General features: G+C 68.9%; 21 protein-coding genes, 4 tRNA genes, 1 other RNA gene and 1 pseudogene. 18 read left to right on the plus strand and 9 right to left on the minus strand.

Going from position 1 to position 22954, the window contains the following annotated elements; all coding sequences use genetic code 11:
- Positions 1–115: 115 nt before the first annotated feature.
- Positions 116–1726 carry a peptide deformylase gene (locus AB0H43_RS01775; RefSeq protein WP_359994876.1) on the plus strand — a complete coding sequence of 537 codons (1611 nt, stop codon included), beginning with the start codon at positions 116–118 and terminating at the stop codon, positions 1724–1726.
- Here AB0H43_RS01775 and AB0H43_RS01780 read toward each other — a convergent pair.
- Positions 1696–2439: a CPBP family intramembrane glutamic endopeptidase gene (locus tag AB0H43_RS01780; protein WP_359994878.1), complete on the minus strand. Its 744-nt coding sequence runs from the start codon at positions 2437–2439 to the stop codon at positions 1696–1698. The genes AB0H43_RS01775 and AB0H43_RS01780 overlap by 31 nt on opposite strands.
- 61 nt (positions 2440–2500) lie before the next feature.
- Here AB0H43_RS01780 and AB0H43_RS01785 point away from each other — a divergent pair, with 61 nt between their 5' ends.
- Positions 2501–3613, plus strand: coding sequence for a globin domain-containing protein (locus AB0H43_RS01785; RefSeq protein WP_359994881.1), 1113 nt, complete (start codon positions 2501–2503; stop codon positions 3611–3613).
- Between the two features lie 49 nt (positions 3614–3662).
- Here AB0H43_RS01785 and AB0H43_RS01790 read toward each other — a convergent pair whose 3' ends face one another.
- Positions 3663–5996 (minus strand): carboxypeptidase regulatory-like domain-containing protein, encoded by a 2334-nt coding sequence (locus AB0H43_RS01790; protein ID WP_359994884.1) that lies wholly within the window; start codon positions 5994–5996, stop codon positions 3663–3665.
- Between the two features lie 261 nt (positions 5997–6257).
- On the opposite strand from AB0H43_RS01790, the gene AB0H43_RS01795 reads away from it, so the two are divergent.
- Positions 6258–6347 (plus strand) — tRNA-Ser (locus tag AB0H43_RS01795).
- Between the two features lie 92 nt (positions 6348–6439).
- Positions 6440–6512: transfer RNA gene (locus AB0H43_RS01800), tRNA-Arg, on the plus strand.
- 90 nt (positions 6513–6602) lie between these two features.
- Here AB0H43_RS01800 and AB0H43_RS01805 read toward each other — a convergent pair.
- Positions 6603–6824, minus strand: a complete 222-nt coding sequence (locus AB0H43_RS01805; protein WP_359994886.1) for a winged helix-turn-helix domain-containing protein — start codon at positions 6822–6824, stop codon at positions 6603–6605.
- Between the two features lie 539 nt (positions 6825–7363).
- Here AB0H43_RS01805 and AB0H43_RS01810 point away from each other — a divergent pair.
- Both AB0H43_RS01810 and AB0H43_RS01815 read left to right on the plus strand, forming a co-directional pair.
- Positions 7364–7996 carry a DUF6230 family protein gene (locus tag AB0H43_RS01810; RefSeq protein ID WP_359994888.1) on the plus strand — a complete coding sequence of 211 codons (633 nt, stop codon included), beginning with the start codon at positions 7364–7366 and terminating at the stop codon, positions 7994–7996.
- Positions 7997–8084: 88 nt separating this feature from the next.
- A complete protein-coding gene (locus tag AB0H43_RS01815; protein WP_359994891.1) occupies positions 8085–9575 on the plus strand; it encodes a DUF6114 domain-containing protein in 1491 nt (496 codons plus the stop codon).
- A gap of 70 nt (positions 9576–9645) precedes the next feature.
- Here the strand turns inward: AB0H43_RS01815 and AB0H43_RS01820 are convergent, their stop codons facing one another.
- Positions 9646–11316 carry a DUF885 domain-containing protein gene (locus AB0H43_RS01820; RefSeq protein WP_359994893.1) on the minus strand — a complete coding sequence of 557 codons (1671 nt, stop codon included), beginning with the start codon at positions 11314–11316 and terminating at the stop codon, positions 9646–9648.
- A 106-nt stretch (positions 11317–11422) separates the two neighbouring features.
- Between AB0H43_RS01820 and AB0H43_RS01825 the strand changes: the two genes are divergently transcribed.
- On the plus strand, positions 11423–12394 hold the full coding sequence (locus tag AB0H43_RS01825) for a DMT family transporter (protein WP_359994896.1): 972 nt from the start codon (positions 11423–11425) through the stop codon (positions 12392–12394).
- On the opposite strand, the pseudogene AB0H43_RS01830 reads toward AB0H43_RS01825, so the two are convergent.
- Positions 12380–13150, minus strand: a pseudogene (locus AB0H43_RS01830) (PHP domain-containing protein); the annotation flags it as partial. The gene AB0H43_RS01825 and the pseudogene AB0H43_RS01830 sit on opposite strands and share 15 nt — an antisense overlap.
- A 101-nt stretch (positions 13151–13251) precedes the next feature.
- On the opposite strand from AB0H43_RS01830, the gene AB0H43_RS01835 reads away from it, so the two are divergent.
- Both AB0H43_RS01835 and AB0H43_RS01840 read left to right on the plus strand, forming a co-directional pair.
- Positions 13252–15093, plus strand: a complete 1842-nt coding sequence (locus tag AB0H43_RS01835; protein ID WP_359994899.1) for a M48 family metallopeptidase — start codon at positions 13252–13254, stop codon at positions 15091–15093.
- On the plus strand, positions 15090–16001 hold the full coding sequence (locus AB0H43_RS01840; RefSeq protein ID WP_359994902.1) for a hypothetical protein: 912 nt from the start codon (positions 15090–15092) through the stop codon (positions 15999–16001). Before AB0H43_RS01835 ends, AB0H43_RS01840 begins: the two co-directional genes overlap by 4 nt.
- Before the next feature lie 84 nt (positions 16002–16085).
- Here the strand turns inward: AB0H43_RS01840 and AB0H43_RS01845 are convergent, their stop codons facing one another.
- On the minus strand, positions 16086–17225 hold the full coding sequence (locus AB0H43_RS01845; RefSeq protein WP_359994905.1) for a PQQ-binding-like beta-propeller repeat protein: 1140 nt from the start codon (positions 17223–17225) through the stop codon (positions 16086–16088).
- 56 nt (positions 17226–17281) lie between these two features.
- Between AB0H43_RS01845 and AB0H43_RS01850 the strand changes: the two genes are divergently transcribed.
- The 7 genes from AB0H43_RS01850 to AB0H43_RS01880 all read left to right on the plus strand — a co-directional run bounded on the left by AB0H43_RS01850 (position 17282) and on the right by AB0H43_RS01880 (position 21260).
- The gene (locus AB0H43_RS01850; protein WP_359994907.1) at positions 17282–18274 is read left to right on the plus strand and encodes a prephenate dehydrogenase/arogenate dehydrogenase family protein; all 993 of its coding nucleotides are present in this window, start codon (positions 17282–17284) and stop codon (positions 18272–18274) included.
- Between the two features lie 155 nt (positions 18275–18429).
- On the plus strand, positions 18430–18726 hold the full coding sequence (locus AB0H43_RS01855; RefSeq protein WP_359994910.1) for a hypothetical protein: 297 nt from the start codon (positions 18430–18432) through the stop codon (positions 18724–18726).
- Between the two features lie 26 nt (positions 18727–18752).
- Positions 18753–18959, plus strand: coding sequence for a hypothetical protein (locus tag AB0H43_RS01860; protein WP_359994913.1), 207 nt, complete (start codon positions 18753–18755; stop codon positions 18957–18959).
- Positions 18960–19053: 94 nt separating this feature from the next.
- Positions 19054–19596 (plus strand): tRNA adenosine deaminase-associated protein, encoded by a 543-nt coding sequence (locus tag AB0H43_RS01865; RefSeq protein ID WP_359994915.1) that lies wholly within the window; start codon positions 19054–19056, stop codon positions 19594–19596.
- Positions 19560–20063, plus strand: a complete 504-nt coding sequence (tadA, locus tag AB0H43_RS01870) for a tRNA adenosine(34) deaminase TadA (RefSeq protein ID WP_359995744.1) — start codon at positions 19560–19562, stop codon at positions 20061–20063. Before AB0H43_RS01865 ends, tadA begins: the two co-directional genes overlap by 37 nt.
- Before the next feature lie 127 nt (positions 20064–20190).
- The gene (locus AB0H43_RS01875) at positions 20191–20826 is read left to right on the plus strand and encodes a TetR/AcrR family transcriptional regulator (protein ID WP_359994917.1); all 636 of its coding nucleotides are present in this window, start codon (positions 20191–20193) and stop codon (positions 20824–20826) included.
- Complete coding sequence (locus AB0H43_RS01880) at positions 20823–21260, plus strand: thioesterase family protein (protein ID WP_359994920.1); 438 nt, start codon at positions 20823–20825, stop codon at positions 21258–21260. The genes AB0H43_RS01875 and AB0H43_RS01880 overlap by 4 nt, the downstream gene beginning before the upstream one ends.
- Here the strand turns inward: AB0H43_RS01880 and deoD are convergent.
- A complete protein-coding gene (gene deoD / locus AB0H43_RS01885; RefSeq protein WP_359994923.1) occupies positions 21250–21957 on the minus strand; it encodes a purine-nucleoside phosphorylase in 708 nt (235 codons plus the stop codon). The genes AB0H43_RS01880 and deoD overlap by 11 nt on opposite strands.
- 86 nt (positions 21958–22043) lie before the next feature.
- Between deoD and AB0H43_RS01890 the strand changes: the two genes are divergently transcribed.
- A tRNA-Ser gene (locus AB0H43_RS01890) sits at positions 22044–22130 on the plus strand.
- 166 nt (positions 22131–22296) lie between these two features.
- Here the strand turns inward: AB0H43_RS01890 and ffs are convergent.
- Positions 22297–22390: signal recognition particle sRNA small type (ffs, locus tag AB0H43_RS01895), an RNA gene on the minus strand.
- Between the two features lie 59 nt (positions 22391–22449).
- Here ffs and AB0H43_RS01900 point away from each other — a divergent pair.
- Positions 22450–22534, plus strand: a tRNA-Ser gene (locus AB0H43_RS01900).
- 134 nt (positions 22535–22668) lie between these two features.
- On the opposite strand, the gene AB0H43_RS01905 is transcribed toward AB0H43_RS01900, so the two are convergent.
- On the minus strand, positions 22669–22851 hold the full coding sequence (locus AB0H43_RS01905) for a hypothetical protein (protein WP_359994926.1): 183 nt from the start codon (positions 22849–22851) through the stop codon (positions 22669–22671).
- Between the last annotated feature and the right edge of the window lie 103 nt (positions 22852–22954).

A 22954-nucleotide genomic window follows, 5' to 3' on the forward strand; every position in this document is an offset into this window, starting at 1 on the left:
ACTTGTCGGGTATTCATCACGATCAGTACATAGATAGTCGTGCGCCCGAGACTGGAATCCTCACGCGCGCGAGCCACCGCGAACCGGCCGGACCCGCGCGGAGCGGAGGGTGGCGATGGCGACGTCGGGGGCCGACCGTGCGGCGGAAGCGTTTGCAAGCGAGCTGGCTCGCTGGCGGATGGATCGCGGCATGTCCAAGAAGCAGCTGGCCGGACTCATGGGTTTCGATCCCTCCTATGTCAGCCACATCGAGGGACGGCGGCATCGCCCGACCGAGGACTTCGCCCGCCGGGCCGAAGCGGTGCTGGCCACGGCGGGTGCGCTCTGGCAGCGGTTTCAGGAGTTCGAGGAGGCTCGGCACGGTCGTTCGGCCGCGTTGATCGCCCGTGACTCGCCGATGCCGCCGCAGTGGCTGCCACCGGGGACGGGCTTGGTCGTCGAGCACGAGGAAGCCTTGCTGGCGTACCGCGATGGGCAATATGTGACGACCGTAAGGCGTTCGCTCTACAACGCCGGCGTCGACCCGGTCAGCCGCTACTTGATCCGCGTCGCGGTGGACCGATTTCCCGGAGATCCGCAGCGGTCCAACCGGCATCACCGGGAACATCCGCTGGAGCTGGACGAGCTGGCCCTCCAGGCGTCCTGCGGCGACGGTTCGGCGTACGAGCGGATGCACTGGCGCGTGAAGCAGGACCGGGACGCCTTCAAGGAGATCTGGCTGCTCTTCGAGAACGAGGAGGGCCGCTTCCCGCTGTATCCCGGCGAGCGCACGGCGGTGACTTACAGCTACCGCGTCGGCGAGGAGAAGTGGGGCAGCTGGTTCCAGCGGGCGGTCCGCCTGCCGACCCGGCGGATGACCGTCCGGATCGACCTGCCCCAGACGCTCGACCCACAGGTGTGGGGCGTCGAGACCTCCATGTCCGCCGAGGAGACCCCGCTGCGTACGCTCATCGAGAAGCAGACGGAGGGTGACCGGGCGATCTTCACCTGGACCACCGACAACCCGAGCCTGAACGCGCGTTTCCGCCTGCAGTGGCGCTTCCGTGCCGTGTCGTCGGCGCCCCCGGCGCTGCACCTGCCCACCGGGGCGGAGGGGCAGCCGCTCGCGCCGCGACTGGCGTCGGTGGGGGTCGTGCAGTGGCCGCCGCCTACGCAGCGGGAGCCCACCGCCGGACAGCTACGCGCGACCACCAACGGCCGGCATCCCCTGCGCGCCCGCGCCCGCCGGCTGGACCTGCCGGACGAGGAGGAGCAGGCCCGCCTGATCGTCGCCGACCTGACGGTGGCGTTGGAGGAGATCGGCCGGCTGCATCCGTTCAACAAGGGCATGGGCCTGGCCGCGCCGCAGCTCGGCGTGGACGCCGCCGCCGCGGTCATCCGCCAGCCCGGCCGAGGTGAACCGTTCGTGCTGCTCAACCCGGTGATCGTGGAGGAGTCCACCGAGGCCGACGAGCAACCCGAAGGCTGTCTGTCCTACTTCGACTTCCGCGGCTGGGTCCGGCGACCGCTGCGCATCGTGATCGAGCATCAGCGGTTCGACGGCGGCCGGGTGGTGAGCACCTTCGAACGTGGGCTGGCGCGGCTGGTCGGGCACGAGGTGGACCACCTGGCCGGACGGCTCTACGTCGACCGGATGCCGCCGGACGCGCCGCTGGTTCCGTTGGCCGACTACAGCTCGGGGCCGTGGGTCTACGATCAGCAGCCGTTGGAGCAGAAGGCCTGGTAACCGACGAAGGCGACCACGTCGAGCAGGGTGTGCGCGACGATGAGCGGCCCGATCCGCCGCCATTTGAGGTAGACGAGCGCGAACACCACGCCCATGATCGCGTTGCCGACGAACCCGCCGAACCCTTGATACAGGTGGTAGGAGCCGCGGAGCAGGGCGCTCGCGGCGATCACCGCCGGGACCGACCAGCGCAGCTCCCGCAGTCGGGTCACCAGGTACCCGACCACGACCACCTCCTCCAGCACGGCGTTCTGCACGGCGGAGAGGATCAGGACCGGCACGCTCCACCAGAGGTCTGGCAGTCCGGACGCGCTCACCTCGGTGTTCAAGCCGAGCGCGCGAGCTCCGAAGTAGAGGCCCAGCCCGGGAATCCCGATCAGCGCGGCCAGCGCCGCGCCTCCGCCCAGATCGAACCAGGGCCGCTGCAGGTCCAGGCCGAGCACCAGGCGCGGCTTGCCGGGGTCCCGCCCCAGCAAGTGGTACGCGAGCCCGACGACGACGAGGGCGAAGAAGATGTCGAGCAGTTGGTACGTGAGGTCGAAGTAGGGCCGGACCGAGCGGGAGACGTTGAGGGCGGACGTCTGACTCGACAATGGACCGGGCTGGGTCAGCTTGGAGATCAGCGACACCAACGAATAAATCGCCGATTGTCCAAGTGATAGGCCGAGGACCAGGAGCAACTCGTTGCGGCGGCGTACGGCGAGGTTCCTCACGCCCCGCACTATCGCACAAGTTGTGCGACTTGCCGTCACTGATTGTCGCGAGAGTCGTTACGTGTCCGACCTGCAACGGCTGTTGAAGGAGTCCTGGACCCTCGTCGAAGAGGAGCAGGACAAGTTGGCCGGCTACTTCTACGCCCGTATTTTCCTAGGTCGTCCCGAACTCAGAGACCTCTTTCCGGTCACCATGGATGTCCAGCGAGCACGACTGCTGGGCGCGATCGTCAGCGCCATCCAGACCGTCGACGATCCCGAACGATTCGACGAGTACCTGCGGTCCCTCGGCCGCGACCACCGCAAGTTCCAAGTCGTTCCGGAGCAGTACGAAGTGGTCGGCGCGGCGTTGCTGGAGGCGCTGCGTACCTTCGGCCGGGGCGACTGGACTCCCGAGTACGACCAGGCGTGGCGGGACGCGTACGACGTCATCGCCCGCAAGATGCTGGCCGGGGCGGAGGCCGACACCAACCCCGCCTTCGTCCACGCCGAAGTAGTCCACCACGAACGGCGCGGACGCGACATCGGCATGCTGCGCGTACGCCCACTGCAACACCTGGAGTACCGCCCGGGGCAGTACGTCAGCCTGGAATGCCCGAAGTACCAGCCGCGCGTGTGGCGTACGTATTCGATCGCCAACGCGCCCCGGCCCGACGGGACCATGGACTTCCACATCCGGGCGCTCGGCGCGGGCTGGGTCTCCGGCGCGCTGGTCCGGCGTACGCTCCCCGGCGACATGCTCCGGCTGGCCGCACCCATGGGGACCATGGCTGTCGATCGGCGGTCGCAGCGCGACATCGTGCTGATCGCCGGCGGCACGGGCCTGGCGCCGATCAAGGCGATCATCGAGGAGCTGGCGACCTTCAACCGGACGCGCTGGGTGCACGTGTTCTACGGCGCCCGGGATCGGGAGGACCTCTACGACCTGCCGGACCTGCAACGGCTGGCCGCGGTTTACCCCTGGCTGTCGCTGATGCCGGTCTGCTCGCACGACTCCGGCTGGGGCGGCGAGGAAGGCCTGCTCAGCGAGGTCGTCCGGCGCTACGGCCCATGGCAGGACCACGACTTCTACCTGTCCGGCTCACCCGCGATGATCCGCGCGACCCTGCGGGCGCTCAACGAACTCCAGGTTCCTTCGATGCGCGTCAAGTACGACGCCTTCGCCGACTACTAGGCCGCTAGGTGATGAGGCCGGGCGAACCGTCTCGCCCGGCCTCGGTCACTCAGCCTTCTCGGAACTCGACGGCGAACGGCCCCGTCCGTGGAATGACGACGACGTTCGCAGTCGCGAAGTCGGTCCCTCCTTGCCAGATCGGGCCGCCTTCGTCGCCGCAGTAGCACTGCAGCTTCACGCGTTGCGGGCCGAGGACGAACAGCTCGGCGGTGACCGGTGCGGCGGATGATCCGTCCCGGATGCCCATGATGTCGCCCGTGACGGCGTTACGCACGAGGAACCGGCTGCTTCCGGTACCGGACCAGGTGATCGTCACCTTGGTGCCCTGCTTCAGCCGGTAGTCGTACGTCGTCGTCTTGCCCGTCCGAACCTTGACCAGGTCGGCCAGCCACCGGTTGCCGGTCCCGCCGCTCCACTGGTTCGCGTGACCGTCCGCCCCGAAGTACAGCGGCCACTTGTACGGGCCGAGATAGTCCACCGTGTAGGTGCCGTCGGAGGCGATGGGCGTGTAGCGGACGTCCGCCCCGCTGCCGAAGTCTGGCTGGACGATGCCGACGTAACCATGGGTCGGCGTGCCGCCGGTCGAGGTGGTGACCTTTCCGCTGATCATTCCAGCCCGATCAAGCCTGATCGTCGGCACGGCCAGCGTTTGTCCCTTGGCGACGGAGAAGACGGCCGCATCGCCCTGCACCCCGGTCCCGCCGGTGGTGCCGACCCATTGCGCCCCCAGAACCGACCCACGCTCCGGCAGCGCGAACAGCTCGTACTCCCCAGGCTCGACGTACATCGTGACCCGGCCGTCGCTTCCGCTGCGTCGGCAGTAATCGCTGATCTCGAAGCTCGTCCGGGTCGCGGTGTAGAGGCAGACGTCGGCGACCGGCTGCCCGGTCGCCCGGTCCACCACGCTCGTCGTGAGCTTCGCCAACGGCTGCATGACCGCCGTCACCTGGCTCTGCTGGCCCGCCGTGATCGTCACGGTCGCGACGTCGGCCTGGAAGGAGTAGCCCTCGGAGCTGACATTCACCCGGTAGGTCCCGGCCGGGACGTCCGGGATGATCAGTTCGCCGGTCTCCGTGCCACTACCCAGATATCCGCCGTCGAGGTACGCCTCGAATCGCGGAATGGATGCTCCGGTCAGCGCGTCGGTGGCCGTGATCCGGAGGCTGCCTGTCGGCAGGCGCGAGTCGTCGACGGTGGTGGTCTGGCCGGCCGTCACGGTGATCACGCTGGCCGTCGCCGAACTGATCTTCCCGTAGGCCCACTGCTGGAAGCCGGTCTCCCAGTTCTCGAAGGCGATCGTGTAGTTCCCGGCGAACAACTGCTCGAACGCGTAGTCGCCGGACATCGAAGTGCTGGTGTAGACGCCCGCGCCGGACTGGACTGACGACACGCTCACCGACAATCCCGGCATCGGGCTGCCGTCAGCCGCGGTGAACCGCCCCGCGATCCGGCCGATCCCGGGCAACTGCTCGTCCACCGTGGTCACCGAGTCGCCGATGACCCGGAACCTCGTGGCCTGATCCTCGGCGAGTTTGCCCGGAGCCCACTCCTTCGCTCCGGAGCTCAACCGGACCGACAACAGATAATCGCCTGGTTGCAGACCGTCGATGCGGTATGCGCCGGTCGCGTCGGTCTGCCCGTAGCCCATCGAGGGACCGGCCTCCGCGCCGACCGAGACGTACGCGGCGGGCGTGCCGTCGGCGTACGTCACGTGTCCGGCGAGCGAGCCGGTCGGCAGAGCGGTGTCGTCGACGACAACGGTCTGGCCGATGCCGACGGTGAACACCGTGGCCGTCGCCGGATCGCGAGTCCCGTACGCGTACTGGGGTGTGCCGCCGGTCCAGAACGACACGGTGTAGGAGCCGGGCAGCACGGCGACCCGATAGGTGCCGTCTGCCACCGTGTTGGTCGACGCGGTGCTGATCCCGTCCACCTGAACGTAGGCGCCGTCGACGCCGGCTCCGGAGCTGTCAGTGAACTTGCCCTGGATGACACCAGTCGGCAGGAAGGACTCGTCGACGGTGGTCACCGCCCCGGCCGTGACGGCGAACAGATCCGCGTCGGCAGCGGAGAGTTTGTGGTGCGCGTATTGCTTGGGATGCCCGGGGTATCCCTCGCCGCGGACCCAGACGCGGTAGGACGCGCCGGCCGGAACGCCGTCGATCGTGTAGTGGCCGGTGTAGTCGGTCGTGGCGTAGCCGTTGAAGGACTCGTCGGTGGATTCGACCGACACCGTCGCGTACGCGGCCGCAGCGCCGTCGGCCTCGGTGATCGTTCCGCTGATCGTTCCGGTGTCCTCGGCGTACGCGGGACTGCCGAGCGCGACGGCCGCGAGGATCGCGGCGGTCATCGTTCCGAGCCCGCGCAGGAGTGATCTGCTCATGCTTCCCCAAGGGGTGAGAAAGGGACGGGTTCGGGGTGGGCCAAATCGATGCCCGATGAGCTCCCCGTGGCGCTCACGATAGTGGACCCCTACGACGATCCGGTGCCCGCGAACGCACGCCCCGCGATGGAGCCGGGGTGGTCGCTTGGGCCGGTGGCGTGGCTGCCCGCGGGCCCCGCCGCGCCCCACCGGATAGTCGCTTTGCTCTCCCTCGGCGGGGCAGGGTATTCTCGTCCGGCGACGATCTCACCGATCGCCGTTGGAGGCTTCGCCTAGTCCGGTCTATGGCGCCGCACTGCTAATGCGGTTTGGGTTTAACGCCCATCCGGGGTTCAAATCCCCGAGCCTCCGCTCGCCGATCGCCTCGGGCCTCGTGCTCGATGTGACCGGGGAAACCCGATTAGTCCGCTCGGTGGACCTTGTGTAGACTGAGCGGGCGCCGAGCGCCCGTAGCTCAACGGATAGAGCATCTGACTACGGATCAGAAGGTTAGGGGTTCGAGTCCCTTCGGGCGCGCAGCACGGCCCCCATCCCAACGGGATGGGGGCCGATCTCGTTTCTGGGGTTCGGTCTCGCGCCCTACGCCGTCCGGCGCGCCGACCGCCGTCAGGAAGCCTCGCGATCCTTCACGTAGACGGCCTCTCCCTGGCGTCCCTCGATCAGGCCTTCGGCCTTGAGGACCAGCATCGCGCCGCGGACGGAGCCGTAGCTGATGCCGTATTCCTCCCGGAGTTGCGAGATCGACGGCAGCTTGTCCCCGGGGCGCAGCTCACCAGACTTGATCTGTTCACGGATCGTGTCCGCAAGCTTGACGTACTTGGCGGTCATCTTCTTCTCCCTGACAGGCTCGCCTGAGTAGTAGATCACTGTCACTGGGGTTCCATCAACTACCAAAAGCCGCTCAACGTAGTCGAGGAGAATTACTACGTCGAATCAGTTCATCGATAGACACTTATCACCTTCGGGCTGGGCGACCAGGTGAAGGCTTCTGGACGGAAGCATCGGGTTTGCCGTACGCGGGTCCGGAAGGCCATCCTCCAAGCGTCCGATGCGCTGTCGCGTTATCAAAATGTTACGTAGCGTGCGATCTTGACGCTGTGTAGCCGTCTGCCAGATGTCTGTCCGGAAATATCGCCCGGATCCGAATCCAAATCGGTCGCCGTTTAACGCAGAGTCACTTGATCAGGTCCGGCCCCGAATTCACGGTTACCGGTGAGTAGCTAGAGGGCTTGTGACGTATCTCGCGGAGCGGAAACATGCGTGACACAACATTGCCGTCCGTTGCCATCCACGCTCCCTCTCGGCTACCGCAGAGCCGATCCGCGTTAACGGCGTACGACGGGCAACAGCTTCGAGGAGGACCCCCAGTGAAGGACTCGAACGGCAACCCGGTGCAGGGTCGCACCAGGTGGCGGCGGTTCGCTGCCGTCGTCATCCCGGCGGCGGTCGTCGCCGGCGGCCTGATGACCGGCGTCGCGCAGGGCAAAGTGCCCGTGGCGCTCAACGTCTCCGGGCAGAGCTTCAAGATCAGCGCCAACGAGCTGACCGGCACCGGCTTCACCCAGTACGGAAGCGTCGCGGTCAAGAAGGACGGTACGCAGATCCCGGTGGCCGCGTCCGGCATCAAGTCGGCCGAGCTCGTCAACCTCTGCCAGTCCGTCGTCGTCGTGCCCGGCCACCTGTCGCTGGTCATCCGGGCCGGCCGTACGGACGGCCACCCGGCGACCGCCCAGAACCTGCTCATCGGCATGGATGCCCTCGCCGGTGACGCCACGTTCACGAACATCGACATCGGCACCGACGCCTCCGCCCTGTCCAAGGATGGCTTCAGCAGCCACGGGCAGACCGGCGCGTTCGGCCAGGAGGCCGACAAGGTCGAGATCCACAACCTCAAGCAGCGCGCGTACAGCACCAACGCGGGCACGTTCACCCTCACCGGCCTGTCGATGAAGGTGGACCTCACGGGCTACGAGTGCTTCGCCGACTCGGCTCTGGACTGACCGCGCCCATGGTGTGACGATCGGCCGGCCGCCCGACCCCTGGGCGGCCGGCTCGACGGTCACCCGCACTGCCTGGAGGCAAACTCCTATGGAAAACACCCCTCGGGAACAGGAGACGACTGCCGTCGAGCAGCCGTCGCCGGCCGTCCGAGCGGACCCACCCTCCGTCTGGCAGCGGTTCCGCACCTGGCGGCGGGCTAGGCCGTTCTGGGGTGGACTGCTGGCGATCCTGGCCGGCGTCGAGATCTACGCCTCGACGCAGACGTCCATCGGGGACATCGTTCTCAAGGTGGGCGTCGAAGGGTTCCAGGCGTACCTGATTCCCCTGATGCTGGTCCTCGCGGGCTTCCTGGCCTGGTTCACCCCGGCGCAGCGGGCCTTCTACGGGATCATCAGCGCGTTCATCTCGGTGTACGCGTTGATCGGCGTGAACTTCGGCGGCTGGATCCTGGGCACGCTGCTCGGGATGACCGCCGGTGCGCTGATCTTCTCGTGGAGCCCGGTCGACCCCGAGTCGGCGAACGCCTCGGGCGGCCCCGGTTCGGACGACGAGCCGGGATCCGCCGCGGACACCGAGGACGACGGGGACGAGCACAGCCCGCGGCACGCGGCCACCGACGAGATCCGTGAACCGGATCTCGGGGAGCCCGACCTCGTCCGGGGTCGGGCCGACGGAGCCGCCCGCGGGAAGCTGCTCGCCGTCACGATGGTGCCGCTGCTGATCGCGGCCATCGGCGTCGTCGCGATGCGATCGGCTCCGGCGGCGTACGCGGCGAGCTGTCCCACGCCGAGCCGCACTGCCACCCGCGCTCCGAAGCCGTCGGCGAGTACTTCGCCGGCGGCTCCGGCGCCGTCGGCCAGCCCTTCGGCGAAGGCGTCGCCGTCCGCGTCGCCGTCGCCGTCGCCGTCCACGGGCGTCCTCGGGCAGATCGTCGACGGTCTGATCGATCTGTTCACCCCGGACAGCCCGTCGCCGACCCCCTCGGCGTCGGGGACGACCCCCAAGCCGGCCACCTCTCCGGGAACCACCACTCCGAAGAAGGTGACCACGACCAAGTCGCCGGCCAGCCGGCGTACCGTGACCTGCCCCGGGCAGTCGGCCTCGGCCTCGCCGTCGGCCGTCCCGCCCGCGAAGCAGTTGCAGGCCGCGGCCGGTCAGGTCGACGTCACGGCCAAGCCGGGGCTGCTCACCGGCTCGAAGGTCACCATGGTGAACCTGGCGTTCCAAGGCATCGTGGACCTGCCGACTGCGGACGGCACGATCCCGGTGCTGAAGTTCACCATGAACAGCTCCGTCACCGACGACTTCAAGCTGCACACGTACGGCCGGGGCAAGTCGCCGGACGTCGACTTCATCACCGATCAGCTGACGGTGCGGGAGAACGTCGTCTTCTACACCAGCCGGTTCCAGGCCAAGCTGTTCGGCCTGCTGCCGGTGGACTACTCGCCGTCGCACCCGCCGGACATCCCGATCCCGCCGCTGATCCCGATCATCTTCACGGATCCGCACATCGAGCTGGTCTGGGTGAACTCCGACGTGCTGACGGCCAGGCCGCAACTGGTCACCAAGCCGGTCTGAGCGGCGACCACTCCGCAGACATGACAAGGGCGGGCATCCCAGCCGGGGTGCCCGCCCTTCGCGTACGCCGTCAGAGGCGGGCGAGCGCCTTCTGCAGCGGGTCCAGGCCGAGCGAGCCCAGGTTGAGCGCGTCCCGGTGGAACGTCTTGAGGTCGAAGTCGGCGCCCTTGCGCCGCTTGGCGTCGTCCCGGGCCTGCAGCCAGATCCGCTCGCCGACCTTGTACGACGGCGCCTGGCCCGGCCAGCCCAGGTAGCGGTTCAGCTCGAAGCGCAGGTTCTCGTCCGGCACACGGCAGTGCGCCCGCATGAACTCCCAGCCCAGCTCAGGCGTCCACCGCTCGCCCGGGTGGAAGCCGAACGGGTTGTCCCGGGGGATCTCCAGCTCCAGGTGCATGCCGATGTCGACGATCACCCGGGCCGCCCGGAACGCCTGGCCGTCGAGCATGCCGAGCTTGTCGGCCGGGTCGGCGAGGTAGCCGAGGTCGTCCATCAGCCGCTCGGAGTACAGCGCCCAGCCCTCGCCGTGCCCGGAGCACCAGCAGAGCAGCCGCTGCCACCGGTTCAGCAACTCCGACCGGTACGCCGTCTGCGCGACCTGCAGGTGGTGACCGGGCACGCCCTCGTGGTAGACGGTGGTGACCTCACGCCAGGTGGAGAACGAGTCGATGCCCTGCGGCACCGCCCACCACATCCGGCCGGGCCGGCTGAAGTCCTCGCTCGGGCCGGTGTAGTAGATGCCGCCGTCGGAGGTCGGGGCCAGGCAGGCCTCGATCCGCTGGATCGGCTGCGGGATGTCGAAATGCGTACCGTTGAGGTCGGCGATGGCGCGCTCGGCGAGGCTCTGCATCCACTCGCGGAACGCGTCCTTGCCGTCGATGCGGTACTTCGGATCGGCGTCGAGCTTGGTGACGGCGTCGTCGATCGAGGAACCCGGACCGGCGATCTCGGCCGACACGGCGCGCATCTCCGTCTCCAGGCGGTGCAGCTCCTCGAAGCCCCAGGCATACGTCTCGTCCAGGTCGACCTGCGCGCCCAGGAAGTACTGCGAGGCGAGGGCGTACCGCTCGCGTCCGGCGGCCTGCTTCTCGCGTCCCTTCGGGGCCAGCTCGGTCCGCAGAAACTCCCCGAAGGACGAGGTCGCGGCGGTGGCCGCGGTCGCCGCCTCGGTGAGCCGGTCCGCCAGTGCGCCGCTGGCGTTCAATCGCCGGGCCAGGCCGTGGTAGAAGTCGTCGCCGGCCGGGTCGGTCCAGATGTCGCACTGCTTGGCGACCTCGATGATCTGCTGCCGGGCGGAGACGTGGCCCTCGGCCGCCGCCTTCAGGACGGTCCGCTGATACTGCTCGACCGCCGCCGGAATCAGCTCCATCCGGGCCGCGATGTTGACCGCGGCCTCCTCGCCCTCGGTCGGCATGAGGTCGAAGACCTGGCGTACGCCGTGGATGGCGGACGAGATCACGTTGATCTCGCTTTCGTCCTCGCCGGCCTCGTAGCGGGCGAGCGACAGGTTCAGTCGTTCGAGCATCGCCTCGCGTGCCACGAACTCGGTGTCGCCCTCCGGCTCGGTGGCGTTCAGCTCCGCCACGGTCCGCCGGGTCAGGTCGGCCTGCGCGGCGAAGCCCTCCGGGGAGAGGTCGTCGAGTTTGTCGTCGTATCCGGTGATGCCCACGTACGTGGCGCCGATCGGGCTGAGTGGGGCCCACTCCTCCACGTACTGGTTGGCGATGTCGTCAATCCGTCCCATGCGTTGAAACTAGCGGACCGGGCCGAGGGAACGCAGGCAGTAATTAGCGCCACGGCGTCTGAATTCCGCGCGACTCGGGCCGGGCCGATCTGGCAGTGTGTCAGGAGTGACCGCGCCTATCACTCCTGACAAGGGCAGCTCCGCCGCGTGGCTGCCCGCTTTCGCGGCGAACGTCCTGATCTGGGGCGCCAGCTTCGTCTTCATCAAGTACGGCGTCCTTGAGATGCCGGCCATCTGGGTCGGGGCGATCCGGATCGTTCTCGGCGCGATCACGTTGCTCGTGATCATGCTGATGTTCAAGGAGCGGCTGCCGCGCGATCCGAAGATGTGGGCGCATCTGATCGTGCCCGGAGTGGTCGGCGTCGCGATCCCGTTCACCTTGTTCCCGCTGGGCGAGGAGCGGGTGCCGAGCCTGGTCGCCGGGATCTGGAACGCGACCACCGCGCTGTGGGTGCTGCCGTTCGCGGTGTTCGTCTTCCGCACCGAGAAGTTCCGCGTACGCTCGGCGCTCGGATTGGCGCTGGGTTTCGTGGGCGTACTGGTCGTCCTGGGCTTCTGGCACAGCGGTGGGGCCGACCTGACCGGCCAGCTCATGTGTGCCCTGGCCGCGTTCTGCTACGGCATCTCGATCCCGTACATCAAGCGGTTCACGACCGGCCGGGGCGTCGCCGGGATCTCCATCGCCGCCGGGCAGAGCGTCGTCGCCGCCATCGCGATCGTGCCGGCCGCGCTCCTGTCGGCGGGCGCCCCGCCCACCCCCGGTGAGCTGTCGATGAAGGCGATCGGGTCCATGCTCGCGCTGGGCGTGTTCGGCAGTGGCGTGGCCTTCGCCCTCAACATGCGGGTGATCACGAGTGCCGGAGCGTCGACGGCGGCCTTCGTGACCTACCTCGTGCCCCTGGTCGCCACGACGCTCGGCATCGTGCTGCTCGGTGAGTCGCTGACCTGGAACCTGCCGGTCGGCGCGCTCGTCGTGCTTGCCGGAGTGGCGGTCGCCCAAGGCTTGATCCGGCTGCCTCGGCGAGCCCCGGCCGTCGCTGCGGAGGGCGCCCCGAGCCGAGACTCAGTGCGCGTGTGACGCGCACCAGTCGAGCAGGGCGTCGGCGTCCATCGCGTTGACCACTCGGTCGGCAGTCAGCCCGGCGGTCTGCGCCCGTTCGCAGCCCAGCTCCTGCCAGCCGAGCTGGTCCACAGCGTGCGCGTCGGTGTCGATCGCGAAGCGCAGACCGTCCACGTCGGCGGCCCGTTTGAGCAGCTCACTCGGGGGATCACGGCGGTCGGGACGGCAGTTGACCTCGATCGCCTTGTCGTACTCAACGGCGGCGGCGAAGACCGCGTCGGCGTCGAAGCTGCTCGGCGGCCGCCACCGGGACGCGGCGTGCGCGGCATCTGTCTTCACCCGTAGTTTGCGGCCGGTGCAGTGGCCGAGGATGTCGAGGTTCGGGTCGGCCAGCGCGGTGAGCATGCGCCGGGTCATCACGGCGCGGTCGTCCCGGAGTCCGCTGTGGACGGAGCCGACCACCACGTCCAACTCGGCGAGTAGTTCGGGGTCCTGATCCAGGCTGCCGTCGGCGAGGATGTCGACCTCGATCCCCGTGAGCACCCGTAAGCCGGTGCCCATGAGCGCGGCGTTGATCTCGGAGATCTCGGCGAGCTGGCGACGCAGCCGGGCGGCGGTGAGCCCGTTCGCGATGGTCAGCCGGGGGGAGTGGTCGGTGATGACGACGTAGTCGTGGCCCTGTTCCGCGGCGCCGCGGACCATCTCGGCCAGCGTCGCCCCGCCGTCGGACCAGTCGGTGTGGACGTGACAGTCGCCGCGCAAGGCGTTCCGGAGCGGGTTCACCGGTCCAGCCTGCCAGACCGGCATTGTTCGCACGCGCTGAACGGCGTACTGTGCAGCGTCGCACGTGTCGACACGACTTTCGGGGAGGTGCCGTGATCGCACGTCTGCGAGCCTTGGCCAGTCTCGTGATGCTGGCCGGGTTCTTCGTCTTCGCACTGGTTCTGCTGGTCCTGGGGGTCGGCGTCGGGATCTGGGCGATGGGCCACAGCCACGCCGCGATCAAGCTGGTCCTGCTGGCCGTCCTGGGCTTCGGCGGCGCGATCGTCGTCGGTGCGAAGCGAGCCCTGTTCTACAAGGCGCCGCCGCCGGACGGGGTCGCGATCGACCCGCATCGGGCGCCGGAACTCTGGGCCGAGGTACGCCGTCTCGCCGAAGCGGCCGGCACCCGCGCCCCGGACGAGATCCGGGTCGTGCCCGAGGTGAACGCGGCCGTCTCCGAGGACTCCCAGCTCCTCGGCCTGATCGGCGGCCGGCGCTACCTCTACATCGGAATGCCGCTGCTGGTGTCGCTGACCGTCAGCCAGTTCCGGGCGGTCATCGGCCACGAACTCGGTCACTACTCCAACGCCCACACCCGGCTCGGCGCGGTGGCCTTCCGAGGTCGCCTCGCCATCGGCGGCGCGCTCGACCACCTCGGCGGCAGCCTCATGGGACTGCCGTTCCGGGCGTACGGCCGGATCTATCTGTTGGTCGACAACGCCGCGTCGCGGGCGCAGGAGCGTGAGGCCGACCTGATCGCGGTCCGGGTCGCCGGTACGCACGCCGCCGCCTCCGCGCTGGCCGAGCTGCCGGTGATCGACGCGGCCTGGTCGTTCTACTTCGATCGCTACGTCGGACCGGCCTCGCAGGCGGGTTTCCTGCCGCGCGACATCTTCCGCGGCTTCCACGACATGTCCCAGGCCCGCCGGGAGGAACTGGCCGAGCTGCGCAAGCAGCCGCCGCCGGAGCAGAAGTCGGTATGGGACACCCACCCGCCGATCGGCGAGCGGGTCGCCCGAGTACGCGCGCTCCCGCCGGTCTCCTTGATGGAGGACACCCGGCTGGCCGGTGCGCTGATCCCGGCCCTGGACCAGCTGGGCGAGCAGTTGCAGCAGTCCGTGGTCAACGTCGGCGACCGCCGGGTGACCGGCGACTGGTCGGAGATCGCCCAGGCCTCGAACACCGCGCGGTTGCAGGACACCTGTGACGATCTGTTCCGCCAGGCGGCCCGGGTCCTCGCCGTGCGAGACGTCAGCCTGACCGATCTCCTGTACGCGATCGAGGTCGGCCGCGGCCCGCAGCTGGCCGAGGGATTCTTCCCGGGCACGCCGCCGCACGAGGCGTACGCGCAGCTGCCGCAGGTGCTGGAACCGTTGCTGACGCTGGCCGCGCTGCGGAGCGGGCAAGTCCGCTGGGTGCATTCCTGGTCGCAGCGGGCCGAGTTGGTCGGGCCCAACGGCCAGCCGGTCGACTTCGCGGCGCTCGCGAAGCTGGCCGTCGAGCCGCAGACCGTCGGCCAGGCCCGCAACCACCTGGCTCAGCTGGGCATCGCCGTCGAGCAGGCCCGGGTCGTCGAGGCGGTCGCGACGGCCAAGAACGCCGACGTCATCGGCGGCATCGGCAACACCAAGGTCGGCAAGACCGACTGCGACATGCTGATCCTCGACAACGGCCTGATCCTCATCGCCGGTGGCGGCGACAGTAATCAGGGCAACCAGCGCATGGTGACCGCGCTGCGGTCGGCGCCGGTCGCCGAGTTGGCCAAGCGCTATACCTTCGTTCCGTACGAGGAGATCGCGGCGGTGACCATCACCAAGAAGGTGCCACTGAAGGCGACCTTGTCCATGCGCAACGGCGAGCAGTTGGAACTGAAGGAGGGCTGGACCAGCGACCTGCTGCACAAGCAGAGCCGCGACGTCCTGCTGGAGATCCTGGAAGGGATCGGGCCGAGATGACCGCCGAGTCGATGGCGATCGAACAGTTCCCGGAAGGCCGGCTGCCCGAAGGCCGGCCCACGGAGGACTTCGAGGAATTCGAGACGCGGGCGATCGGCGACTTCCGCCTCGTCGCCCTGCTCTTCGGGGCGGTGCTGGCGGGCGCCATCGCGGCCAGCAGCCCGCACGACGAGGAGTCGGTGCAGAAGTGGGTGCTCTATGTCCTCATCGGCGCGCTGATGGGCGCGGCGGCCGGCGAAGGCTTCGGCTTCGGCATCTCCCGCTGGCGTGAGGTCACCCGGATCCGGCCGATCTCGATCTGGCGCGTCCTGCCGATGCTGGTGCTGGTCGTGGCGATCGCGATCGGGCTCATGTGGCTCACGCCGGTGGTCTCCTCGGCGATCACTCCGCGCGGATGGGCGCTGTCGACCATCGCCATCATCGGGGCGCTGCCGCTGGCCGCGACGTTGACCGCGGTGCAGCTGGTGACCCGGCGCAAGCTGCCCGGCTCGGTCGGCCAGCAGCTGGAGACGCTGCTCTGGTTGCGGCGTACGGTCTCCCGGATGCTCAGCGAACTGGGTGTGCTGGTCCTGCTGGTGATGGCGGTCAACCGGGCGGCGCTGGAGTTCGGGGAGAAGCAGGACCCGATCGTGGTCATCTTCGCCGGGGCGATCGGCTCCTTCATCGTCGGCATCATGTACGTGCCGGCCGCGACCACGTTGCGCCGCCGCGCCAGCACATACGTGCAGCGCAACTTCACGCTCGACGGGGTCGGCCAAGGCGAGCTCATCGGAGCGGCCGAGGATCTCGGGAAGCTGGAGAAGCTGCTCGGGCTCGATCAGACCACCTTCGGGGACCTCCGGTCCGGGCTCGTCATCCTCACGCCGTTCGTGGTGAGCGCGCTCTCCGCGCTGCTCCCCAAGTTCTGACCGTCGAGCGCTGGATCAGGGTTCCGGGTCGAATCTTGCTCCATGATTCGACCGAGAACCCTGATCCAGCGCCACAACGAAAGGTCAGAATCGGAACTGGGCGAAACGCCGCTGGGTCGTCCCGTTGATCTGGGTGAAGGAGCCGCCCGCGGCGATCTTGCCGAGCCGCGTACTGGCCGCCATGGTCTCCACGCCCATGACGCCGTTCGCGTCGGCGAGCCAGGGCAGCAGCCGGCCCGACAGGTCCAGCGCGGCTAGTTTGATCCGGTCGGTCGAGCCCTCCTGACACGCGCCCTTGTCGCCGACCGCGGCCGATTTGCAGATGCGGTCGAAGTGGCCGCCCATGACGATCGTGTCGTTGACGCGTACGACCGATTGGACGTCGCCGTCGGCGGTCACCGTCCACTTCGTCGCGCCGGTCGTCGCGTCGAGCGCCATCGCCCGGCCGCCTTTGCCCGCGACGGCCGCGTACAGGACGCTTCCCGTCAGCGACAGGCTGCTCACGGCGTACCCGATGGTGCTGCGGAACGCGGGCCGGACAGCGCCGGTCTGTGGATCGACCACCGCGATGCGCGCGGTGTTCTTGAGCCCGTTGACCTGCATGAACGCCCCGCCCAGCAGGATCCGGTCGCCGGTGGCGACGATGGTGTTGACCGAGTCCTGCGCGGTTGGCTTCCACTGTGGATCAAGCGCGCCGGTGGCGAGGTCGAAGGCGGCGAGCCGGCTGCGGGGCTGCCGGTCCACCTGGGTGATCGTGCCGCCGACGTAGATCCGGCCGCCGCTGACCGCGATCGCGTGCGGGTGCCCGTAGACCGAGTGGCGGAACGGGCCGAGCGCGCCGGTCACCGGGTCGAGCTGGGCGAGATTGTCGCGGGTGTAGCCGTTGACGGCGCCGAAATCACCCCCGACGTAGACGCCGCGATCCGTCGCGGCGATGGCCCGCACGCGGCCGTCCGCGACCGGGCTCCAGTCGAGCAGCTTGCCGGTCCGCGCGTCGATCGCGGCCAGCCGGGTCCGCGCGACGAGCTTGCCCGTGGTGTCGATCGCGTGCGTGAAATCGCCGCCGAGATAGAGCCGATCGCCCAGGTAGGCCATGCTCTGGATGGTCCCGTCGAAGGTCACGGTCGATTCAGGGGAGGCCCGCACCTCCGCGTGGGCCACGCCGGGAATCAGCGCCCCGGCGAGGATGAGGCCAGCGGTCAGAGTGCGAACAACTCGTGACATAACGGATACAACGAGGCAGTCCACCGGGAGCCACTGGGCTATGGCACGCTTCCGTCGTGAATATCGCGGTGGTCGGTCTCGGTCTCATCGGCGGATCTCTGCTGCGGTCCCTCGCCGCGGCCGGCCACCAGGTGCTCGGTTACGACGCAGATCCAGCGGTACGCGCAACGGCGCGCACTGCCGCCGCCAAGGCCTCGGTGGATCACCGGTGGCAGATCGCGGCCTCGGTAGGGGAGGCGGGGAAGCCGTCCGAACTGGTCATCCTCGCGGTTCCGCTGACCGCGGTGGCCGGGGTGCTGGACGAGTTGGTCGACGCCGGCTTCACCGGCCTGATCACCGACGTCACCAGCGTCAAAGGCCCCGTCCGCGATCTTGTCGAGGAGCGGATGCGCCGGGCGGCCACGCCGTTGGCGGGATTCGTCGGCGGGCATCCGATGGTGGGCCGCGAACAGTCCGGCTTCGAGGCGGCCGACCCGTACTTGTTCACGCAGTGCGCCTGGGTCCTCTGCCTGGAGGAGGAGACGTCGCTGCCGGACTGGTTGCATCTCGCGGCCCTCGTGACCTCGCTGGGCGCCCGGGTGGTCCCGACGACCGCCGCCGACCACGATCGTTCGGTGGCGCGGGTCAGTCACCTTCCGCATCTGCTGGCCGCCGCCCTCGCGGCGAGCATCGCCGACGACCCGCTCAGTGCCACGCTGGCGGCCGGTTCCTTCCGGGACGGTACGCGAGTCGCCACCACCCGGCCCGAACTGACGGCCGAAATGGCCGGAGGCAACGCCGAACCGGTCGCCGCGGCGCTGGACTCGCTCCTGGCCGACCTGGACAAGGCCGGTACGCTGCTGCACCGCGCCGACCCGGTCCGCGCCCTCCTGCCGTGGCTGCGGCCGGGCCACGACGCGCGTACGCAGTGGCCCGCCCTCGCCGGGGACTCGACCGACCTGCCGGCCCGGGCGGACGTGCTGCGCCGGCTCGGCGGGGTCGGCGGCTGGATCATCGACGTCGCCGACGATCGGCGTACGGTGACGGCCGTCCGCCCGGCCCGCCCCTGACGCCCCTGGCGCACCTGCCGCCCCTGGCGCCCCTGGCGCTGGATCAGGGTTCTCGGTCGAATCTTGACCGATGATTCGACCCGAAACGCTGATCCAGCGGGTTTGCTGGGGCGATACGAGCCGACACCCTGTGGGATCGGACCCGTTAACCGAACATGAGACCGACATTGCGCGAGCCCTACCCGGTACGCGTACCGGCAGTGCTCGCGGGGCTGGCCGGGGCAGGCGCATGGCTGGCCGGCTTCGGTGCGCTCGCTCCCGACCTCGCCGCGTACGCCTGGTGGATGCTCGGTTCGGGGGCGGCCGCGTGGCTCGCCGCATTGGCGTTGTGCCGTCACGGGGACCGGGGTGTCGCGGCCGGAATCGCCGTCGCCTTGGCCATCGGATGGTCGAGTACGGCGCTCGCTCTGGCCGTCACATGGGCGCAGACGGGGACATGGCCGTTGTGGTGACGTTGGGTAGCCGTACAGTGGCAATAGTGGGCTTGACGTGCGACGTCGGTGCGGGCAGTCTCACCTTCGTGTGGACGCTGCAACGGCTTGACCCGGAACGGCGGCGCCGGCGACTTCAGCTGCTGACGGAGTTGGCCGACGCCAAGTCGGTGCGCGTACGCCTGGCTCCTCGCCGTGCTCGCGGCGACCAGTTGCGTGATCTCATCGCTCTGCGGCGCAGACTCGCCGGATGAGTCGTGGCCTCCGCCGAAGGCCGAGGTCACCGGATACTGTCACACAAGGCCCCGATGTCGCGGGGACTGAAGTTGACCTTCGAGGAAGACGATCGTGTCGCACTTTGCCGCCGCGGTGGTCCGGGGCCGCTCCGGGTGGACCGCCACTGAAATCGACCTGAGCGACGCCGCCGATGTCGAGGATGTCGCCGACCGCTTGCGTGACGTCGACCTGAACGCGTCCGTCTCGCTGCTCTTCGTGGAGTCCGACGACTCCTATCTGGCCGTCCTCCGCCTCGACGAGGGCGAGGACCTGCGGGTCTTCGGCTCCGACTCGGCCTTCGTCGACGAGTCCCGGCTGGGCAAGCTGCTGCTGGGCGACCTGACCATCGGCGGCACCATCGAGCCTGCGCTCGAGCCGACCGACGCCGAGGACTTCGCCGAGGACGCCGACGACACCGAGGAGGAGGAGCGCCCGGCCGCCGATCCCACGGTGAACCCGATCGGCGACGCCGACCTGCTGGCCGACCTCGGGGTCTCCGCGCACCACCTCCTGGAGCTGTGCGCGACCGACGGGCTCATGCCGGCCGACGTCACGGCCGAGATCTGCCAGGTCATCGGCTGCGCCGACGAGGTCGAAGAGCTGCGCGAGGCGTGACCGCGCTCGCCGAGCGGCACGCCCGGTGGATGCGCCGCGCCCTGGAGGTCGCGCGGACCGCGGTCGCTCAGGGTGACGTACCCGTCGGCGCGATCCTGCTCGACCCGGACGGCAACGAGGTGGCGTTCGGTCACAACGAGCGCGAAGCCGGCCTCGATCCGACCGCGCACGCCGAGATCGTCGCCATCCGCCGCGCCGCCGCCCGGCTCGGCACCTCGCACCTCGACGGCTGCACCCTCGTCGTCACCCTCGAACCGTGCACGATGTGCGCGGGGGCGATCACCCTCGCCCGGCTCGGCACCGTGGTCTTCGGCGCCTGGGAACCCAAGACCGGCGCCGTCGGGTCGCTCTGGGACGTCCTGCGCGACCGGCGGCTCAACCATCGACCCGAGGTGTACGCCGGAGTGCTGGCCGACGAATGCGGCGCCCTCCTCCGCGACTTCTTCCGCACCCCTCCCTGTGCGTGATCATTGCGTCAGCCACGCTGTTTCGGCCTGCGAAATGTCTGCCTTAACGACATGGCTGACGCGATGATCACGTGACTCGCGGCACGAAAGGTTTACGATCGGTCGGTCTTGTACTTAGGCTGAGCGAGTGACTACGAAGACGGACGGCCGAGTCGTCCGCGGCGACCGGACCCGGAACGCCGTCCTGGACGCCGCGGTCGCGATGGCCACCGAGTCCGGCCTGGACGGCCTGTCCCTCGGTCAGCTCGCCGAGCGGCTCGGAGTCAGCAAGTCAGGCCTGTTCGCGCACTGGCGCTCGAAGGAAGAGCTGCAGCTCGCGGCGATCGAGCACGCCCGCAAGATGTGGGCCGACCTCGTGGTGGCGCCCGCGCTCCAACAGCCGCGGGGCGTACGCCGGATCTTCGCGCTGCACGAAGCCCGATTGCGGTTCTACTCCGACAATGTGCTGCCGGGTGGCTGCTTCTTCGCCGTCGCCGAGTTCGAGCACACCGGGCGTACCGGGGTGGTGCCCGACCGGCTCGGGGAAGTCCTCGGTGAATGGCTGACCCTGCTCCGGCGGCTCCTCCGGGAGGCCGTCGACCTCGGTGAACTTCCCGCCGACCTCGACGTCGAACAGCTCGCCTTCGAGATCGACGCGGCCGGCGTCGCCGCGATGCTGCATACCCGGCTGCTCTCCGTGAGCACTGCTCACGCGCGTACGGCGGTCCTCACCCGGCTCCGCGCGCTGACCACCGATCCGACCCTGCTTCCGGAGGAACGATGACCGAGACCCTGCAGTACGCCGGCGTGATCCGCCAGGTCGTGGTCCACTTCGACGACCTCGACCCGTCCGCCGTCGTGCACAACTCCCGGTACGCCCTCCTGCTGGAGCGAGCGGTGTCGAACTGGTTCAGCGACCACGGCTACTCCTTCGCCAACGGACGCCCGAGCAGCGAAGACATGATCGTCGGCGTACGCGAGTTCGCGATCACCTACAACGTGCCGATCCGTGGCACCGGCCCGATCGACGTGCACTTCTGGATCGACAAGCTCGGCCGCAGCAGCGCCGTCTACGGGTTCCGCTTCCTGTCCCCGGACCACACCACCGTGTACGCCGAAGGCCGCCGAGTCATGGTCAAGATGGACTTCGCGACCGGCGTACCGGTGCCGTGGACCGAGGACGGGCTGGCCCTGGTGGAGCCGCTGGTCAGGCGATAGCGGTGTCGAGGGCCACCTCGACCATCTGGGAGAACGTCTGCTCGCGCTCCTGGGAAGTGGTGGCCTCACCCCGCTTGATGTGGTCGCTGACGGTGAGGAGCGTCAGCGCCCGAGCGCGGAAGCGAGCCGCGATGGTGTAGAGCGCGGCTGACTCCATCTCCACCGCGAGCACACCGTAATCCGCGAGCTTGTCGTAGAGGTCGGGGCGGTCGGTGTAGAACGCGTCGGCCGCCAGCACCGGGCCGACGTGCATCTCGATGCCCCGCGACTCGGCCACCTCGACCGCCTTGCGGAGCAGCCCGAAGTCGGCCACCGGCGCGTAATCGACCAGACCGTCGAACCGCACCCGGTTCATGTTCGAGTCGGTCGCCGACCCGTTCGCCGCGATCACATCGCGCAGGTTGAGCGACTCCGAGAGCGCGCCACAGGAGCCGACCCGGATCAGCGTCTTCACGCCGTACTCGTTGATCAGCTCGTGCGCGTAGATCGACGCCGACGGCATGCCCATGCCGGAGCCCTGGATCGAGACGTCGACGCCCCGATACTTCCCGGTGAACCCGAACATGTTGCGGACCGTCGAGTAGCACTTCGCGTCCTCGAGGAACGTCTCCGCGATCCACTTCGCGCGCAGCGGGTCACCCGGCATGAGAACCCGCTCGGCGATCTCGCCGGGCTTTGCTCCGATGTGCGTGCTCATGGTCCCGATCTTCGCACGTTGACCGGTTCGCCGGGCGGCGGTTACCCATGTGACCGGGTGCCCTGGGGTCGTGTAAGGTAGCGCGCGGTGGTGTGTCCGAGTGGCCTAAGGAGCACGCCTCGAAAGCGTGTGAGGGTGCAAGCCCTCCGCGGGTTCAAATCCCGCCGCCACCGCGTTTGATAAACGGTCCGCGCTCTGCGCGGGCCGTTTTCTTATGGGGTGAGCGCAGTCACCGGCGGCCGTGATCTCCGGCTCGCGGAGCCGGCAGGGAGGGCCGTCCGACGGCCCGACCGGTGCCCGACGGGAGCGACGGTCGGTAGTCCCGCGGACCGGGGCATAAAAAGGGCCCCCCGCGTACCCGCTAGAGCTCGCTTATCCTTGCTGCCTTCCGGCCCTGGGGAGGTTCACGAGGTAACGCCACGCGAGGGGCGTGACCACTGTACCCGGTATCCCGGGTGGGACGAACGCCGGGCCTTATGTATCCTTCTCCACGGAGGATTCGCCTAGAGGCCTAGGGCGCACGCTTGGAAAGCGTGTTGGGATAAAACCCTCACGAGTTCGAATCTCGTATCCTCCGCTCGGTTGAGCAGTACAAACGCGGGACCAGCCCTATCCAAGCTGGTCCCGCGTCTGCGTCTGGTCTTGGACGTACCCTCAAGCGGCTTTCCGTCCGTCCCGTTCCAGGGCCCTCGCCGTCTCCGCCGTCCGCTGTCAGCGTCGCCGGAGCAGCTTGGCCAGCCCGGCCGGCCCGACCAGCAACAGCGTCGCGACCGCCCCGATGATCAGCGGCACGCCGACGAAGGGCAGCAGGACCGCCGATCCCACCAAGGCGACGCCGATCACTTGGGCACGCAAGAGCCAAGAACTGGTGTACAGCCGATCGACAAGTCCCATGCCGGTCATGGTAAGCACCATCCGCGACTCGCTCAGGCGCCCGCTCGGCTCCGGCCTCGCCGCGTCAGCTCCCCACCCCGCCTCGCTCCGTTGATCATGAGTT

The organism is Hamadaea sp. NPDC050747 (genome assembly GCF_040654195.1).
GTDB lineage: Bacteria > Actinomycetota > Actinomycetes > Mycobacteriales > Micromonosporaceae > Hamadaea.

Excerpts from the sequence above, each read along its gene's own strand:
- AB0H43_RS01805 (WP_359994886.1), bottom strand. The coding sequence starts at position 6,824 with ATGACCGCCAAGTACGTCAAGCTTGCGGACACGATCCGTGAACAGATC.
- AB0H43_RS01820 (WP_359994893.1), bottom strand. The coding sequence starts at position 11,316 with ATGGGACGGATTGACGACATCGCCAACCAGTACGTGGAGGAGTGGGCC.
- AB0H43_RS01790 (WP_359994884.1), bottom strand. The coding sequence starts at position 5,996 with ATGAGCAGATCACTCCTGCGCGGGCTCGGAACGATGACCGCCGCGATC.
- AB0H43_RS01840 (WP_359994902.1), top strand. The coding sequence starts at position 15,090 with ATGACCGCCGAGTCGATGGCGATCGAACAGTTCCCGGAAGGCCGGCTG.
- AB0H43_RS01815 (WP_359994891.1), top strand. The coding sequence starts at position 8,085 with ATGGAAAACACCCCTCGGGAACAGGAGACGACTGCCGTCGAGCAGCCG.
- AB0H43_RS01845 (WP_359994905.1), bottom strand. The coding sequence starts at position 17,225 with ATGTCACGAGTTGTTCGCACTCTGACCGCTGGCCTCATCCTCGCCGGG.
- AB0H43_RS01775 (WP_359994876.1), top strand. The coding sequence starts at position 116 with ATGGCGACGTCGGGGGCCGACCGTGCGGCGGAAGCGTTTGCAAGCGAG.
- AB0H43_RS01905 (WP_359994926.1), bottom strand. The coding sequence starts at position 22,851 with ATGGGACTTGTCGATCGGCTGTACACCAGTTCTTGGCTCTTGCGTGCC.
- deoD (WP_359994923.1), bottom strand. The coding sequence starts at position 21,957 with ATGAGCACGCACATCGGAGCAAAGCCCGGCGAGATCGCCGAGCGGGTT.
- AB0H43_RS01855 (WP_359994910.1), top strand. The coding sequence starts at position 18,430 with ATGAGACCGACATTGCGCGAGCCCTACCCGGTACGCGTACCGGCAGTG.
- AB0H43_RS01880 (WP_359994920.1), top strand. The coding sequence starts at position 20,823 with ATGACCGAGACCCTGCAGTACGCCGGCGTGATCCGCCAGGTCGTGGTC.